A 16495-nucleotide genomic window follows, 5' to 3' on the forward strand; every position below is an offset into this window, starting at 1 on the left:
CTCCTGGACCAGCTCGGCGCCTGGCACGACTGAGCCCCGCGAACGGGCCCACGGACGCACGGGAGCGGCCCCGCCCCCCCCCCGCGGGGGGGGGGGGGGCCCCGCCGGGGGGGGGGGCGGGGGGGGGGGGGGGGGGGCGGCCCCCCCCCCCGGGGGGCGCGCCCCGCCCCCGGGCGCCCCCCCCCCCCCCCCGCGCGCCCCCCCCCCCCCGGGGGGGGGGCCGGGGGGCGGGGGGGCCCGCCCCCCCCCCCCCCCCCCCCCCCCCCCGCCCCCGTACCGTCCCTGCCCCGTCCGCCGGGGTGCCGGTGCTGGCGTGCCGTCAGTTCGCCGTGCCGGCCGTCGCGTCGGCGGCTGCCGTCTCCACGCCCGCCGCCGGCACCGCGCCGGCCGTGCCCGTGTCGCCGGCCTCGGCCACCGAGATGCCGGTCTTGGCCCGGCGGCCGCGGCGCTCGATCCAGTTGGCGAGGGCCGAGAGGGCCAGGCACATGGCGATGTAGATCGCGGCGACGACGATGATGACCTGGACGTAGGGGTTCTCGCCGTCGACCGTGATGTTGCCGGCCAGCAGCTGCGCCTTGTAGAGCAGTTCCTCGAAGGTGATGACATAGCCCAGGGAGGTGTCCTTGAGGGTCACCACCAGCTGGCTGACGATCGTCGGCAGCATGGCCCGGACCGCCTGCGGGACCAGCACCGTCGTCATGACCTGCGTCTTGCTCATCCCCAGCGCATAGGCGGCCTCGCGCTGCCCCTTCGGGACGGAGAGGATGCCGGCCCGCAGCACCTCGGCCTGCACCGAACCGTTGTAGATCGTCAGACCGACGACCAGCGCCCAGAACTGCGGCTCGCCGTCCCCCAGACCGAGCGCCGCCCGGTTGTTGAGCAGCGCCACCCAGATCGCGAAGATGGTGATCAGCAGGGGGATGGAGCGGAAGAGCTCGATGAACCCGGTCGCCAGCCAGCGGACCGGCCGGCGGTCCGACAGCCGTGCCACGGCGAGGAGCACGCCCAGGACCAGCGAGAGCACCGCGGCGATCGCGAAGACCTTGAGGGTGGCCAGCACACCGTCGACGATGCTGTTGCGCACCCCCGCGTAGTTGAAGATGTCCCAGCGCGCCGGGGCGAAATCGCCGTTGCTGTTCAGCCGCAGCACGACGAACCCGACCAGCGCGACCACCGCGAGGGCACCGACGACGCTGTAGATGCGGTTGCGCACCTTCGCCTTCGGCCCTGGTACGTCGTAAAGAACGCCGGCGCCACTCATGCCAAGACCTCGCTTCGTTCCGCCCCGCCCACGCGCGGCACCTCCGTCATGCGCTTCCCACTGCCGTGTCCGTTCATCGGGCGACCCCCATCCGGCGCTCCAGCAGCCGGAAGATGCCGCTGATGGCGAAGGTGATGACCAGATAGGCCAGGGCCACCCACAGGAAGATCGCGGCGATCGCGTATCCCTTTTCGCCGAGGAACTTGGCGTAGCCGCCGAACAGCTCGTTGACGCTGAAGGCGCCCGCGACGGCGGAGTTCTTCGTCAGTGCGATGAAGATGCTGCTGAGTGGCGGCAGCACGGTGCGGGTGGCCTGCGGCAGCACTATCAGACGCAGCGTCTGGACGAAGGTCAGGCCGATGCTGCGCGCGGCCTCCGCCTGGCCGACCGGCACGGTGCCGATACCGGACCGTACGGCCTCGCACACGAACGACGAGGTGTAGAAGCCGAGCGCCAGCATGCCCAGCACGAACGGGCTGGCGCCCTTGAAGAAGATCTCCGGTACGACGAAGAACGCGATCAGGAAGAGCAGCGTCAGCGGGGTGTTGCGGAGCAGCGTGACCCAGGCCGTACCGAAAGCGCGCAGCGGCGGAATCGGAGAGACCCGGAAGCCGGCTATGAGCACGCCGAGGACCAGCGCGATGACCGCGCTGACGGCGGTGATCGCCAGCGTTCCGAGGAACGCGTCCCGGAACTCGGGCAGATAATCGAGGAGTACGTTCATGGGGTCTCCGCGGTAGCGGTCAGGTCGGCGGTGGGAAGGGGCGGTGCCGGGCGGCGCGGCGACCGGGAGGCGACGCGCCCCGCACACCCGCCGCGGCGGGCGTACGGGGCGGCGTGGTCACCGGCGCGGCTGCGTCTCAGTACTGCGGCAGCGGCGTCTTGGGGGCGGAGTACTTCGAGCCCGACTTGCCGAGCGTGTTGTCGTACGCCTTCTTGTAGTCACCGTTGTCGATGTGCTTGTCCAGCGCCTCGCTGATCGCCTTGCGCAGGGCCTTGTCGTCCTTGTCCACGCCGACGCCGTACGGCTCCTTGGTGAACGGACGGTCGACCACCCGGAGCTTGGTGGGACGCTGGGCGGCGAAGCCCTTGAGGATGGCGTCGTCGGTGGTGACCGCGTTGACCCCGCCGTTGAGGAGCTGGGTGACGCACTGCGAGTACTTCGTCAGCTCCGTGGTCTTGGCGCCGTACTTCGGGTTCTTGATCTCCTGCAGCGGAGTCGAGCCCTTGATGGAGCAGACCGTCTTGCCCTGGAGCTTGTCCGGGCCGGTGATGGACTTGTCGTCCTTGCGCACCAGGAGGTCCGCGCCGGCCGTGTAGTACGGGCCCGCGAAGCCGACCTGCTTCTTGCGCTCGCTGTTGATCGTGTACGTGCCGACGAAGTAGTCGACATCGTGATTGCTGATCTTGGTCTCACGGGCGCTGGAGTCGACCGTGGTGAACTTGATCTGCTTCTCGGAGAAGCCCAGGTCGGCCGCGACCATCTTGGCGATCTCGATGTCGAAGCCGGAGTACTTCTTCGTCGAGGGGTCCTGGAAGCCGAGGAACGGCTGGTCGGCCTTGACGCCGATGGTGAGGACGCCCTTCTTCTGTGCCGCCTTGAGCACAGGGGAGTCGACCTTCACGTTCTTGGCGACCGTGTAGGTGCCGTCGTAGATCACACCGCCGGCGGCCTTGTCCCCCGCCGAGCCCGACTTCCCGCCGCACGCCGTCGCCGTGGCCGCCAGCGCGAGCACCGCCGCACCCGCCGCAGCCGTCTTACGCATCTTCATGGTGAACATCCTTAGGTTCAGCAAACGTTGGCAATCATCGTGGCCCAACTGCGGCCTCAGTGGTGAAGGATCTTCGACAGGAAGTCCTTCGCGCGGTCGCTGCGCGGGTTGTTGAAGAACTGGTTCGGCTCGGCCTCTTCGATGATGCGGCCGTCCGCCATGAAGACCACACGGTTCGCCGCGGAGCGGGCGAAGCCCATCTCGTGCGTGACCACGACCATCGTCATGCCGTCCCGGGCGAGCTGCTGCATGACCTCCAGCACCTCGTTGATCATCTCCGGGTCCAGCGCGGAGGTGGGCTCGTCGAACAGCATCACCTTCGGGTCCATCGCCAGCGCACGGGCGATCGCCACGCGCTGCTGCTGACCGCCGGACAGCTGTGCGGGGTACTTGTCCGCCTGAGTGCCGACGCCGACCCGGTCGAGCAGTTCGCGGGCCTTCTCGGCGGCGGCGTTCTTGTCCTTCTTACGGACCTTGACCTGGCCCAGCATCACGTTCTCGAGCACCGTCTTGTGCGCGAAGAGGTTGAAGGACTGGAAGACCATGCCCACGTCGGCGCGGAGCCGCGCGAGCTCCCGCCCCTCCTGCGGCAGCGGTTTGCCGTCAATGGTGATGCCGCCGGTGTCGACCGTCTCCAGGCGGTTGATGGTGCGGCAGAGCGTCGACTTGCCGGACCCGGAGGGTCCGATCACCACGACGACCTCGCCGCGGTGGATCGTCAGGTCGATGTCCTGGAGCACGTGCAGCGCGCCGAAGTGCTTGTTGACGTTGTCCAGCACGACCAGCGGATCGCCCGTCGGGGCGGGACCCTCGGCGTTCTTGGTCACCGATACTTCGCTCATCGGCGTACAGCTCCGTCCTCCTCGGTTGGAGAGGACCCTAATGACGGGCCGCGACCAGCGTCATTACATCTGAGGGAGAATTGAGCATAACGATCCGGCCGCATTGGGACACTCCGCGTGAACGGGGCACGGCGGAGCGGGAGCGTCCGGTCGTACCGGCTGGGTAACGGATGGTGGCCGGCAGGCGGCTCCCTCTTGACGGGCACGCCTCCTATCGCCGTAGATGCCCTGTGGCCTGTACGCAGGGGCCGCCGTCCGCAGACACCGCACGACCGCACGCACCGAAGGAGGAGGCCGGATGAGACTGCTGCTCGTCGAGGACGACGACCATGTCGCCGCGGCCCTGTCCGCGGTGCTGGCCAGGCACGGCCTCGAGGTCAGGCACGCCCGCAGCGGCGAGGAGGCGCTGCAGGCCCTGCTGCCCGACGACGCCGAGCCGTTTGCGGTGGTGCTGCTCGACCTCGGGCTGCCCGATCAGGACGGCTTCGAGGTGTGCGGCCGGATCCGCAGGATGAGCACCACCCCGGTGATCATGGTCACCGCGCGCTCCGACGTCCGCTCGCGCATCCACGGCCTCAACCTCGGCGCCGACGACTATGTCGTCAAGCCCTACGACACCGGCGAACTGCTCGCCCGTATCCACGCGGTGAGCCGGCGCACCACCACCGGCAGCGGCGAGCCGCAGGCCGAGGAGTCCGCCGCCGAGGACGCGCTGCACCTCGGCGCGGTCACCGTCGAACTGCCCACCCGCCAGGTGTCGGTGCACGGCACCGCGGTACCGCTCACCCGCAAGGAGTTCGATCTGCTGGCGCTGCTCGCCCAGCGTCCCGGGGTGGTCTTCCGCCGGGAGCAGATCATCAGCGAGGTGTGGCGCACGAGTTGGGAGGGGACCGGCCGGACCCTGGAGGTGCATATCGCCTCGCTGCGGGCCAAGCTCCGGATGCCCGCGCTGATCGAGACGGTACGGGGGGTGGGCTACCGGCTGGTGGTCCCCGCTTCCGGCGCGCCGGCCGGGACGCCCGCTTCTCCGGCGTCCTGACGTCCCTCCGATCACGTGCGCACCCGACTCCTCCCGCTCCTCATCGTCCTCATGGCCGGTGTGCTGCTCGCGCTGGGTGTGCCGCTCGCCGTGATCACCGCGGGTGTGGAGCAGCAGAAGGTGGTCGTCGACCGGATCGACGACGCCGCGCGGTTCGCCGCGCTCGCCCAGTTCGTGACCGCCCGCCCGGATGCCGGCGAGGCCACCAAGAGTCCCGACGAGGACGAGCGGCGCGCCACGCTCCGCAGCGAACTCGCCCGCTACGACGACCTCTACGGCATCCGCGCCGGCGTCTACTACCGCGACCACACCCCGATGGCCGCCGCCCCCGGGGGCCTGTCGGTGCCCCGCGAAGGCGAGGGCGCCCGGGCCTTCAGCGAGGCGCTGGCCGGGCGCCGCAGCCATGACCCCCGGCAGATCTGGCCCTGGGACGAGGGCGGCCGGATCGCGGTCGCCTCTCCGGTCATCCGCGACGGCGACGTGGTCGCCGTCGTCGTCACCGACTCGCCCACCGGGCAGATGCGCGCCCGCATCCTGCGCGGCTGGCTGGTGATCGCGGCCGGGGAATGCGTGGCGATGCTCGTGGCCGTCGCCGCGGCCATCCGGCTCACCGGCTGGGTGCTGCGGCCGGTACGGGTGCTGGACACGGCCAGCCACGACATCGCCACCGGCCGGATGAAGGCCCGCGTCGCCGCCACCGCCGGACCGCCCGAACTGCGGCGGCTGGCCCGCTCGTTCAACGAGATGGCCGACCACGTCGAGGACGTCCTCGAGCAGCAGCGCGCCTTCGTCGCCGACGCCTCCCACCAGCTGCGCAACCCGCTGTCCGCGCTGCTGCTGCGGATCGAGCTGCTGGCCCTCGAACTCCCCGACGGCAACGAGGAGATCGCCTCGGTCCGCACCGAGGGCAAGCGGCTGGCCCGCGTCCTGGACGACCTCCTGGACCTGGCCCTGGCCGAGCACGCCGCCGCCGACGTCCAGCTCACCGACATCGCGGCGCTGGCCGCCGAGCGCGTCGACTCCTGGCGCCCGCTGGCCGAGGACCGGGGCGTCCGGCTCTCCTACGAGGGCCACAGCGCGGTCACCGGCTGGGCGGACCCCATAGCGCTCTCCAGCGCCCTTGACGCCGTCGTCGACAACGCCCTGAAGTTCACCCCGCCCGAGGAGCCGGTCACGGTGGCCGTCGCGGCGGACGGCGCATGCGTGACGATCACCGTCGCCGACCGCGGACCCGGCCTGACCGACGACGAACTCGCCCGGATCGGCGACCGGTTCTGGCGCAGCGGCCGCCACCAGAACGTCTCCGGCTCGGGCCTGGGCCTGTCGATCAGCCGCGCGCTGCTGGCCGCGGGCGGCGCCGCCATCGCTTACGCTCCGCATCCGCCGCACGGTCTGACGGTCACCGTCACCGTGCCGAGGACCGCACCGTGACCTGCCCTCCTGCACGTCTGTGCTAGTCTTGCCGACGTTGCAGTTGTGGTACCCATGAACTTTGTGCGCGCCCGGAGGCTGGTAGCCCCGGGCGTTCCTTGTTTTTCCGGACCTGTTCCGGTGTGGGGCGATCATCTCGGCGACAAGGAGGCCGCACGGTGCGGTCTCCGGCTTGCCCCATGAAGGAGAAAAACATGGCTTCCGGCACCGTGAAGTGGTTCAACGCCGAAAAGGGCTTCGGCTTCATCGAGCAGGACGGCGGCGGCCCCGACGTCTTCGCCCACTACTCGAACATCCAGGCCCAGGGCTTCCGTGAGCTCCTCGAGGGCCAGAAGGTCACCTTCGACGTGACCCAGGGCCCCAAGGGCCCGCAGGCGGAGAACATCGTCCCCGCCTGACGCACCTGCGTCGCGGACAGGGCCCGCACCGGCCACCCCGGTGCGGGCCCCGTTCCGTTTCCGTAGGGAGCCGTCCGCTTCCTCCGGACAACCCCACCCCCTCCACCTGAAGGGCTTTCCGTGACCCGAGCGACCGCACCGCGACAGAGCGCCGCCCCGAAGCCGTCCGCCGCGGCGTCTTCCACCCCGCCCGCCGGCTCCTTCGACGAGCTGCCGCTGGCACCGGCCCTCCTCACCGCGCTGCGCGCGCAAGGTGTCAGCACGCCGTTCCCCATCCAGGCAGCCACCCTGCCCGCGACCCTCGCCGGCCGCGATGTGCTCGGCCGCGGCCGCACCGGCTCCGGTAAGACCCTCGCCTTCGGGCTCGCCCTGCTCAGCCGTACGGCCGGGAAGCGGGCGGTGAGCAAGCGCCCGCTGGCGCTGGTGCTCGTCCCCACCCGCGAACTCGCCGGTCAGGTCACCGACGCGCTGTCGCCGTACGCCAAGGCGCTGGGGCTGCGCACCGCCACCGTCGTCGGCGGCACCTCCATCAACCGCCAGGTCGATTCGCTGCGCCGGGGCACCGAAGTCCTCGTCGCCACCCCCGGCCGGCTCGCCGATCTGCTGGACCGCGGCGCCTGCGTGCTCGACGACGTCGTGATCACCGTCCTCGACGAGGCCGACCAGATGACCGACATGGGCTTCCTCCCGCAGGTCACCCGGCTGATGGAGAAGGTCGATCCGAACGGCCAGCGGATGCTGTTCTCCGCCACCCTCGACCGCAATGTCGACAAGCTGGTCCGCCGCTTCCTGACCGACCCGGTCACCCACTCCGTGGACCCCTCGGCCGCGACCGTCACGACCATGGACCACCACGTCCTGTACGTGGCCGACGACGACAAGCGCGCCACCGCCACCGAGATCGCCGCCCGCGACGGCCGGGTGATCATGTTCGTGGACACCAAGCGCGGCGCCGACCGGCTGACCAAGCACCTGCTCGCCCAGGGCGTGCGCGCCGCGGCGCTGCACGGCGGCAAGTCCCAGCCGCAGCGCACCCGCACCCTCGAGCAGTTCCGCACCGGCCATGCCTCGGCGCTGATCGCCACCAATGTCGCCGCCCGCGGCATCCACATCGACGGCCTCGACCTCGTCGTCAACGTCGACCCGCCCACCGAGGCCAAGGACTACCTGCACCGCGGCGGCCGGACCGCCCGCGCCGGCGAGTCCGGCACGGTCGTCACCCTGGTCACGCCCGCCCAGCGCCGCGACATGACCCGGCTGATGCGCCAGGCGAAGATCACCCCGTCCGCCGCCACGGTCCGGCCCGGGCACGAGGACCTGATAAGGATCACCGGCGCCCGGACCCCCTCCGGCGTCGCGGTGGTGCTCGCCGCGCCCGCCCCGGCAGCCGCGGCCGCTTCCCCCGGCGGCGGCACCCGGCGCCGGCGCCCCCGCCGTGGCCGTCCCGCCCGCCGCACCGCCAACGCGCCTAGGGCTTGACCGACACGTAGTAGCGCCGGGCGCCCTGATGCAGGGCCAGCGGATCGGTGAACACCGCCGTCCGCAGGTCCACCCGCTGCGCGGCGTGCACCTGGCGCCCGATCCGGTCGCGGCTGTTGATGACGGTCCGGGTCATGCCGAACGTCAGCGCGGCATCCTCCCGGTCCGTCGTCACCAGCAGGTTCGCCACCGCGATCGTCTTCACCGCCTGCCCGTTCTGCACCGTGGGATAGGCATCGGCGGGCATCACCGCCGCCCGGTAGTAGCGGGTGGGCTCGCCCTGCGCGTGCAGCGCCTCGCTCAGGTCCCCGAGCTGCACAAGCCGGATCGGGAACCGCTGCGCCAGATGCTGCACCGCGGTGGTCGGCAGCCCGCCCGACCAGAAGAATGCATCCAGCTTCCCCCGCTCCAGCAGCGCGGGCATCCGGTCGATGCCCACCCGTACCGGCTCGATGTCCTTGTCGAAGTCCAGCCCGGCCGCCTTCAGCAGCCGCCGGGTGATCAGCTGCACGCCGGAGTCGTCCGACCCGACGCCCACCCGCAGCCGCCGCAGCCCCTTGGCCGAGCGGACGGCGGACTTCCTCGGCACCACCAGCTGCATGTAGTCGTCGTACAGCCGCGCGCAGGCCCGCAGCCGGTCCGCGCCCGCCTCGCCGCGGGCCTGATAGGTGGACACCGCGTCCGCCGTGGCGATGGCGAATCCCGCGCGTCCGCTGACGAGCTGCCGCAGATTGTCGATCGATCCCTCGCTGCCCGCCAGCCGCAGATCCACGTCCGGCATCTCGTGCGCCAGATCCTGCTTCAGCAGCTCCCCGTAGCGCGCATAGACCCCCGTCGGCACACCGGTGGCCAGCGTCACCCGCCCGCCCGGCTCAGGCTCGCCGCGCATCGTCAACAGCCCCCACGCCGCCAGGAGGAGCGCGATCAGCGCCGCGGTCGCCACCTGGAGTGCCCGGCGGCCGCTTATTCGGGGGAGTGCTGTGACCATGGGCGGGATCCTGCCAGCACTGGGGCGTCAAGGGGAGGGGAAGATACCCAACCGTGCTATTGGAGGGCCTCACGCAGCAGGCCCAGCAAGGCCCTGGCCGCGGGGGTGGCGGGCCCGTCCGTCCGCCAGACCAGCGCAATCCGGCCACGTGGCGGCGGCTGCCCGCCGATCGGCAGCGTGCGCAGTCCGTAGGTGTCCGCCGCCTCGGCCGGCAGGGCGGGCACCACGGCCACTCCGAGGCCCCGGGCGGCGAGCTGTGCCAGCAGATGCGGCGAGGCGGCCTCGAAGGCGATACGGGGCCGGAAGCCGGCCGCCGCGCAGGTACGTTCGAGCACCCCGCGCAGACCCGTGCCGCGCGGCAGGCTGATCAGCGGGCGGTCGCGGAGCGCGGCCGGCGCGATGCCCGTACGGCCCGCGTGCGCCAGGAGCGGGTCGCCGGGCGCGACGGCGGCGACCAGGGGCACATCGAGCACGATCCGGGCCGAGATGCCCGGCGGCGGCTCGTCCGCCAGCCCGATCAGCGCGAGGTCCAGTGCGCCGTCGCGCAGCGCCGCCAGCATCCGCTCCGAGTTGTCCTCGGTGAGCGCCATCTCGACATCGGGGTGGGCGTCATGGAAATCGGCCAGCAGGGCGGCCACCTCGAATCTGTCGGAGGCCGCCCCGGAGACCATCCCGACCGCGACCCGGCCGCGCAGCAGCCCGGTGAACTCGTCCACCGTGGCCCGCACGCCCTCGACCGCGGCCAGCGCCGCCCGGGCATACGGCAGCACGGCCGCGCCCACCTCCGTCGGCGTCACCGACCCGCCGGACCGGTCCAGCAGCGGCTGCCCGAGCTCCCGCTCCAGCTGCCGGATCTGCGCGCTCACCCCTGGCTGCGCCAGATGCAGACGGGCGGCGGCACGCGTGAAGTGGGCCTCCTCCACGACGGCGACGAAGTACTGCAGCTGGCGGAGTTCCATAACCACGGATTCTAGCGACCAGAAGATCCATTTCTTGGACTTCTCGCCGCTTTCCCGACAGCCTGGGGTGACGGCCCTGGTCACACCCGTGATCCCGGGCCCCGACCAGGGCCCCGGGGAGGAGATCACTCATGGCCGACACCATGGACATCAAGGCCGCCATAGCGGCCGAACGCCGGGAACTGGCGGATCTGCTGGACGCCCTGCCGCCCGACGCCTGGGACGCGCCGACCCTGTGCACGGGGTGGCGGGTGCGGGAGGTCGTGGCCCATATGTCGATGGGCTTCCGCCACTCGTTCCCCCGGCAGGCCCGCGAGCTCCTCAAGGCCCGCGGCAGCCTCAACCGGATGACCGACCGCCTCGCCCGCAAGGACGCGGCCGACGCCGCGCCCCGGGAACTCGCCGCCTTCCTCCGGGACAACGCGCACCATCCCTGGACGCCGCCGGTCGGCGGCCTCACCTCGGCGCTGGGGCACGACGTGGTCCACGGCCTGGACATCACCGTCGCCCTCGGCCTCGACCGCCGGGTCCCCGACGACCGCCTGCGCACCGTCCTGGACGCGACCGCCCTGCGCACCGCCAAGTTCTTCGGCGCCGACCTCTCCGGCATCGCCCTGCACGCGGACGACCTCGACTGGTCCTTCGGCACCGGCACCCCCGTGCACGGCACCGCCCAGGACCTGCTGCTGGTCACGTTCGGCCGGAAGCTGCCACCGGGGCGGCTGAGGGGCGAGCGGAGCGACCGCTTCCGCGCCGCCTGACGTTCCGCGCCGCCCGACGCCCCGGCCCCGCCCACCGCGTCCTCGCCCGTTTCTTCTCCCCGCCGCCGCGGAACGTCTCTCACCGTCACGTTGCTCCCGGTCCGCCGCATCCCGCTCACCGCGGTGCGGCCGAGGTCCCGGGACGTCGCCGAAGGGAGCGGTTGCGATGGAGCGGACCACGTGCTGTGTGGTGGGTGGCGGGCCCGCCGGAATGGTTCTCGGCCTGCTGCTGGCCCGGGCGGGAGTGGCGGTCACGGTCCTGGAGAAGCACCAGGACTTCCTCCGCGACTTCCGCGGCGACACCGTGCACCCCTCCACGCTGGCGCTGCTGGACGAGCTGGGGCTGACCGAGCGCTTCGCGCGTCTGCCGCAGCGGCGGGTGACAACGGTTCAGCTGCCGATCGGCCCGGACAGGTCACTGGCCACCGTCGGCGACATCTCCGTGCTGCGCGGCCGGTTCAACTACATCGCGATGGTGCCGCAGTGGGACCTCCTCGACCTCCTGGTGGACGAGGCCCGCCGGGAGCCGTCCTTCTCCCTGCGGATGAGCACCGAGGCGACCTCCTTCCTCAGGGACCGCGGCCGGGTCGCGGGAGTGCACTACCGCACCGCCGACGGCCGTACCGGTGAGCTGCGGGCCACCCTCACGGTGGCCTGCGACGGCCGGGGCTCGCTCGCCCGGTCGCTGCCCGAACTCGGACTGCGGAGCTTCGCCTGCCCGATGGACGCGTGGTGGTTCCGACTGCCGCGGCGCGACGGCGACCCGCGCGGGCTCGTGGGAGGCGTCGGCGACCGGCTCCTCGCCGCCATGATCGACCGCGGCGACTACTGGCAGTGCGCCGCGCTGATCCCCAAGGGCACCGACGCCGCGCGCCGCGCCGCCGGGCTGGAGGCGTTCACGGCCGCCTTCAGGGCCGCCGCCCCCTGGCTCGGTGACCGGGTGCACGCACTGCGCTCCTGGGACGAGGTGAAGCTGCTCGACGTACGGCTCGACCGGCTCCGGCGCTGGCACCGGCCGGGGCTGCTGTGCATCGGCGATGCGGCGCACGCGATGTCGCCGGTCTTCGGCATCGGCATCAACCTCGCCGTCGAGGACGCCGTCGCCGCCGCCCGGCATCTGGTCGGGCCGTTGCGCGCGGGCGCGGTCGGCCTGCGGGACGTACGCGGCATCCAGCGCCGCCGGTGGCCGACCGCGGCCCTGACCCAGGCACTGCAGCGGTTCGCCCATGCGCGGGTCATCGCACCCGTGCTGGCCGGGGAGGCACCCTTCGGCCATCCCCGGCGGGCCCAGCGGGTGGCCGAACTGCTCACCACCTCGCGGTGGCTGAACCGGGTGCCCGCGTACTTCCTCGCCTACGGCGCCGTACGCGAACGCCCGCCGGCCGCGTCGGTACGGTGAGCGCCCGTCCGGTCCGGTACGCCTGGCGGCGGCCCCGTCCGACCACCCGGCCGAGGACCTCGTACGCGCCTCGCCCAGCCGCTCACCAGCGCACCGCGGTGAAGTCGATGGGCCGGGGCCGCATCTCGCGGACGCGGGCGGTCAGCGCCTCCATGCGCTGCGCCATTTCCGGGGCGGGCAGACGCTTGCGGTCGCCGTGTCCGGCGAGCAGCCACTCGAAACGCAGCCGGCCGGCCGTACGCGCCAGCGACGCGGCCAGCTCCGTGATCGAGTACCAGGTGACGCTCTCCGCCACCGCGATGTCGTCGTCGGCGCGCGACCAGTAGAAGCTGTCTCCGCTGAAGCAGTACCGCTCGTCCGCGACGTAGAGCACGCTTCCCCTGGTGTGGCCCGGGAGCGGATGGGCGAGGACGCCCTCGGCGATCTCGACGGTCCCGGTGCCGCGCAGAATCCGGTCGGCATCCGGGGCCGCGTCCAGATCGCCCTCGTGGATCCACAGCCGGGCCCCGAAGCGGTCGGCGTAGCGGCGGCCGTGCGCCGCGTGGTCCCGGTGGGTGAGCAGTACGTCGGTGACGGCGCCGAGCTTCTCGTACCGCGTGGCCAGCGCCTCGCTCCAGCGAGGGGTGTCGACCATCATGATCGCCCCCGACGGACGCTTCAGGAGGAACGCGTTGGCCGCGGCGGTGTGCGGAGAGTTGTGCCCGCAGAGGAGGACCGTGTCGTCGGCGTCGTCGGCGTCGCCCAGCGGCATCGGGAACGGATCCCGTGCCGCGTCGAGCCGACGCGAAGGGCGGCGGATGGAACGCGTGGGGCAGGCGAACGCGGCGGCGTGTAACCGGCGGTCCTCCGCCGGGCCGCGCGGCTGCCGCAGGATCTCGGACCGTCCGCCGGCCTCGCCGATCAGGCCCGGCGCGAGCTGTCTGGCGACGTCGCAGTTGGTGCAGCGCTCGTCCACGTACCAGTCGGTGGCGTCGGGTCCGTTCGCCGGTTCGGGGCGGGCGGTGGGTGCGTCGTCCTCGTGCATGGTGTGACTCACTTCGTGTGTGCTGCGTACCGGTGTTCCGGTCTCCGTGGCACGAGGATTCCCCGGTGGCGGCCGGAAGCGGAAGGGGCGTCAGGTCTTGTTTCTTCTGGTTGCCGCGTCTCTCACGGGGAGCGCAGAAGGACATGGAAAAGCCATGCTCATGTCAATACGCTGCTCGTCGGACGGGTCCCCGTGCGTCACCGGCGGTGACGGCCCGACGATGCGCCGGTGACGCGGGCCGGGGGCCGCGAACGGCGGCGGCGCCCTCCCCGCCGCCGGGGGCGAGTGCTTCCCCGGCGCCCCCTTAACCTTGAAGGATGACCAGCAGCAGCGACCGGAGCCATGACGTGCGTTCTCCCAAGACCTACTCGATCCGCACCTACGGGTGCCAGATGAACGTCCATGACTCCGAGCGGTTGTCCGGCCTCCTGGAGGATGCCGGCTACGTCCGGGCGCCCAAGGACGCCGACGGCGCCGATGTGGTCGTCTTCAACACCTGCGCGGTGCGCGAGAACGCCGACAACCGGCTCTACGGCAACCTCGGGCAGCTCGCCCCCAAGAAGGCGGCCCGGCCCGGCATGCAGATCGCGGTCGGCGGGTGTCTGGCGCAGAAGGACCGGGACATCATCGTCAAGAAGGCCCCGTGGGTCGACGTGGTCTTCGGGACGCACAACATCGGCAAGCTGCCGGTCCTCCTGGAGCGGGCCCGCGTCCAGGAGGAGGCGCAGGTCGAGATCGCCGAGTCGCTGGAGGCCTTCCCCTCGACGCTGCCGACGCGGCGCGAGAGCGCGTATGCCGCGTGGGTGTCGATCTCCGTGGGCTGCAACAACACCTGCACCTTCTGCATCGTCCCCGCGCTGCGCGGCAAGGAGAAGGACCGCCGCCCCGGCGACATCCTCGCCGAGGTCGAGGCGCTGGTCGCCGAGGGCGTCAGCGAGATCACCCTGCTCGGCCAGAACGTCAACGCCTACGGCTCCGACATCGGCGACCGCGAGGCGTTCAGCAAGCTGCTGCGGGCCTGCGGGAAAGTCGAGGGCCTGGAGCGGGTCCGCTTCACGTCCCCGCACCCGCGTGACTTCACCGACGACGTCATCGCCGCCATGGCCGAGACGCCCAACGTCATGCCGCAGCTGCACATGCCCCTGCAGTCCGGCTCCGACCGCGTCCTGAAGGCCATGCGCCGCTCGTACCGCCAGGAGCGCTTCCTCGGCATCATCGAGAAGGTGCGCGCCGCCATGCCGGACGCCGCCATCTCGACGGACATCATCGTCGGCTTCCCGGGCGAGACCGAGGAGGACTTCGAGCAGACCCTGCACACCGTCCGCGAGTCCCGCTTCGCCCAGGCCTTCACCTTCCAGTACTCCAAGCGCCCCGGCACCCCGGCCGCCGACATGGAGGACCAGATCCCCAAGGCCGTCGTCCAGGAGCGCTACGAGCGGCTGGTCGCCCTCCAGGAGGAGATCTCCTGGGAGGAGAACAAGAAGCAGGTCGGGCGCACGCTCGAGGTGATGGTCGCCGAGGGGGAGGGGCGCAAGGACGATGCCACGCACCGGCTGTCCGGCCGCGCCCCCGACAGCCGCCTGGTCCACTTCACCCGCCCCGACGAAGCGGTCCGCCCCGGCGACATCGTGACCGTCGACATCACCTACGCCGCCCCGCACCACCTCCTCGCCGAGGGACCGACCCGGACCGTACGGCGCACCCGGGCCGGCGACGCCTGGGAGAAGCGCAACGCCGCCCCGGCGGACAAGCCCAAGGGCGTTCTCCTCGGCCTGCCCACGATCGGCGCCCCGGCGCCCGCCCCGGCTCCCACGGCGGGCTGCGGCTGCGACTGAGCCGCACCTCCGGGCCGCCTCCCGGGGGGCGGCCCGTCCGAACCGGCGGTCACGGCGCGGCGCCCCACACCCGGGGCGTTACGCTGCGTGGCATGCTCGTAGCCGCCGCCATCTGTCCCTGCCCGCCGCTCCTCGTCCCGGAGGTCGCCGCCGGCGCCGCGCCCGAGCTGGACGCGCTGCGGGCCGCCTGCCTCGACGCGGTCGGGGTGCTGGCCGCCGCCCGCCCGGACCGGCTGATCGTCCTCGGCCCGGCCGAGCAGGCCGGGCGCGGACCGCACCCGCAGGGCGCCCTCGGCTCGTTCCGCGGCTTCGGGGTGGACCTCGAGGTGCCGTTGGGCGCGGCGGAGGGCGTCGTCGACCGGGAGCTGCCGCCGTCGCTCGCCGTCGGCGCCTGGCTGCTGTCCCGCGCGGACTGGGACGACGCCCCCGTGGAGGGACTGGGCATAGGGGAACCGCTGACCCGCGACCGCTGCCTGCCGGTGGGCCGCGAGATCGCCGCCTCCGCACCCCGCGTCGCGCTCCTGGTGATGGGCGACGGCAGCGCCCGCCGCACGGTGAAGGCACCGGGCTACTTCGACGAGCGGGCCGAGGCGTTCGACGCCGCGGCGGCCCGCGCCCTGGGCGCCGCCGACACCGCCGCGCTGACCGCGCTGGACGAGGAGCTCGCCTTCGACCTCCAGGCATCCGGCCGCGCCTGCTGGCAGGTCCTGGCGGGCGCCGCCCAGGGGGCGGGCCTGCACGGCGAACTGCTCCGCGAGGAGGCGCCGTACGGCGTCGGCTACTTCGTGGCGAGCTGGTCCTAGCGCGACCGTACGGAGCGACGGCCGCGGGGTGCCCCGCCCGGAGGCCGTCGCCGTGGCACGGCGGGGCGGCCCGGCCGGTTCCTGCACCGCACTGCGGCCCCCGTCCCCCTGGCGCCGGCCTACTTGCGGGCGCCGTCCGAGGCGTCGCTGTCGGCCGCCGCGTCCGCGGACTGCTGCCGCGGGATTGCGGGGCTCTCGGCGGCCTCCGCGTCGGAATCCCCCGGCGAGGCCTGCGCACCGTCCGCGGTGGCGGCGGCCGTCCCGGCCGCCTGCTCCTTCGGCGCCTGCTCGGCGCCGGTCTCCGCCGCGGGCGTCACCTCCGCCTTGTCGGCCGGTTCCGCGGGCTCCACGGACCGGGCCGACGTCCCCGCCGCCTCGCTCTCCGGGGATTCCTTGCTCCGACGAAACCGCGAAAACAGGCCCATAACCGCTCCTACCGTGCCGATGCCGTACTCATGTGGGTGAAATCCCTCGTTGCCCGGAGCGTCCCATTGCGCCGCCCGG

The 16495-nt window shown here is 72.5% G+C and carries 16 protein-coding genes; 8 read left to right on the forward strand and 8 right to left on the reverse strand.

Annotated elements, in window-relative coordinates; genetic code table 11:
• Positions 1–319 precede the first annotated feature (319 nt).
• The 4 genes from ACIGWZ_RS36210 to ACIGWZ_RS36225 form a co-directional block, all read right to left on the reverse strand.
• Positions 320–1261 (reverse strand): amino acid ABC transporter permease, encoded by a 942-nt coding sequence (locus ACIGWZ_RS36210; protein ID WP_400071735.1) that lies wholly within the window; start codon positions 1259–1261, stop codon positions 320–322.
• 73 nt (positions 1262–1334) lie between these two features.
• Positions 1335–1985, reverse strand: a complete 651-nt coding sequence (locus tag ACIGWZ_RS36215; protein WP_400071737.1) for an amino acid ABC transporter permease — start codon at positions 1983–1985, stop codon at positions 1335–1337.
• A 136-nt stretch (positions 1986–2121) separates the two neighbouring features.
• Positions 2122–3033 (reverse strand): glutamate ABC transporter substrate-binding protein, encoded by a 912-nt coding sequence (locus tag ACIGWZ_RS36220; protein WP_400071739.1) that lies wholly within the window; start codon positions 3031–3033, stop codon positions 2122–2124.
• A 56-nt stretch (positions 3034–3089) separates the two neighbouring features.
• Positions 3090–3875, reverse strand: a complete 786-nt coding sequence (locus ACIGWZ_RS36225) for an amino acid ABC transporter ATP-binding protein (protein ID WP_400071741.1) — start codon at positions 3873–3875, stop codon at positions 3090–3092.
• 298 nt (positions 3876–4173) lie between these two features.
• Between ACIGWZ_RS36225 and ACIGWZ_RS36230 the strand changes: the two genes are divergently transcribed.
• The 4 genes from ACIGWZ_RS36230 (at position 4174) to ACIGWZ_RS36245 (ending at position 8222) form a co-directional block, all read left to right on the forward strand.
• Positions 4174–4914 (forward strand): response regulator transcription factor, encoded by a 741-nt coding sequence (locus ACIGWZ_RS36230; protein WP_400071743.1) that lies wholly within the window; start codon positions 4174–4176, stop codon positions 4912–4914.
• Positions 4915–4929: 15 nt separating this feature from the next.
• Positions 4930–6345, forward strand: a complete 1416-nt coding sequence (locus ACIGWZ_RS36235; protein ID WP_400071745.1) for an ATP-binding protein — start codon at positions 4930–4932, stop codon at positions 6343–6345.
• Positions 6346–6539: 194 nt separating this feature from the next.
• On the forward strand, positions 6540–6743 hold the full coding sequence (locus ACIGWZ_RS36240; protein ID WP_397902986.1) for a cold-shock protein: 204 nt from the start codon (positions 6540–6542) through the stop codon (positions 6741–6743).
• A gap of 120 nt (positions 6744–6863) precedes the next feature.
• Complete coding sequence (locus ACIGWZ_RS36245) at positions 6864–8222, forward strand: DEAD/DEAH box helicase (protein ID WP_400071747.1); 1359 nt, start codon at positions 6864–6866, stop codon at positions 8220–8222.
• Here the strand turns inward: ACIGWZ_RS36245 and ACIGWZ_RS36250 are convergent.
• Together ACIGWZ_RS36250 and ACIGWZ_RS36255 are read right to left on the reverse strand one after the other, a co-directional pair.
• Positions 8212–9210 (reverse strand): TAXI family TRAP transporter solute-binding subunit, encoded by a 999-nt coding sequence (locus ACIGWZ_RS36250; RefSeq protein ID WP_400071749.1) that lies wholly within the window; start codon positions 9208–9210, stop codon positions 8212–8214. The two genes, ACIGWZ_RS36245 and ACIGWZ_RS36250, sit on opposite strands and share 11 nt — an antisense overlap.
• A 56-nt stretch (positions 9211–9266) precedes the next feature.
• Entirely contained in the window at positions 9267–10169 is a 903-nt protein-coding gene (locus ACIGWZ_RS36255; protein ID WP_400071752.1) for a LysR family transcriptional regulator, read from the reverse strand.
• 131 nt (positions 10170–10300) lie between these two features.
• On the opposite strand from ACIGWZ_RS36255, the gene ACIGWZ_RS36260 reads away from it, so the two are divergent.
• Both ACIGWZ_RS36260 and ACIGWZ_RS36265 read left to right on the forward strand, forming a co-directional pair.
• Positions 10301–10930, forward strand: coding sequence for a maleylpyruvate isomerase family mycothiol-dependent enzyme (locus tag ACIGWZ_RS36260; protein ID WP_400071754.1), 630 nt, complete (start codon positions 10301–10303; stop codon positions 10928–10930).
• 166 nt (positions 10931–11096) lie between these two features.
• On the forward strand, positions 11097–12329 hold the full coding sequence (locus tag ACIGWZ_RS36265) for an FAD-dependent oxidoreductase (protein ID WP_400071756.1): 1233 nt from the start codon (positions 11097–11099) through the stop codon (positions 12327–12329).
• An 82-nt stretch (positions 12330–12411) separates the two neighbouring features.
• Here the strand turns inward: ACIGWZ_RS36265 and ACIGWZ_RS36270 are convergent, their stop codons facing one another.
• Entirely contained in the window at positions 12412–13353 is a 942-nt protein-coding gene (locus ACIGWZ_RS36270) for a 4Fe-4S domain-containing protein (protein WP_400071758.1), read from the reverse strand.
• A 317-nt stretch (positions 13354–13670) separates the two neighbouring features.
• On the opposite strand from ACIGWZ_RS36270, the gene miaB reads away from it, so the two are divergent.
• On the forward strand, positions 13671–15188 hold the full coding sequence (gene miaB, locus ACIGWZ_RS36275; RefSeq protein WP_400071760.1) for a tRNA (N6-isopentenyl adenosine(37)-C2)-methylthiotransferase MiaB: 1518 nt from the start codon (positions 13671–13673) through the stop codon (positions 15186–15188).
• Between the two features lie 92 nt (positions 15189–15280).
• Positions 15281–15991: a class III extradiol dioxygenase subunit B-like domain-containing protein gene (locus ACIGWZ_RS36280; RefSeq protein WP_400071762.1), complete on the forward strand. Its 711-nt coding sequence runs from the start codon at positions 15281–15283 to the stop codon at positions 15989–15991.
• A 119-nt stretch (positions 15992–16110) separates the two neighbouring features.
• Here the strand turns inward: ACIGWZ_RS36280 and ACIGWZ_RS36285 are convergent, their stop codons facing one another.
• Positions 16111–16416, reverse strand: coding sequence for a hypothetical protein (locus tag ACIGWZ_RS36285; RefSeq protein ID WP_400071764.1), 306 nt, complete (start codon positions 16414–16416; stop codon positions 16111–16113).
• Between the last annotated feature and the right edge of the window lie 79 nt (positions 16417–16495).

This window comes from Streptomyces sp. NPDC053427, assembly GCF_044544985.1.
Classification (GTDB): Bacteria; Actinomycetota; Actinomycetes; order Streptomycetales; family Streptomycetaceae; genus Streptomyces.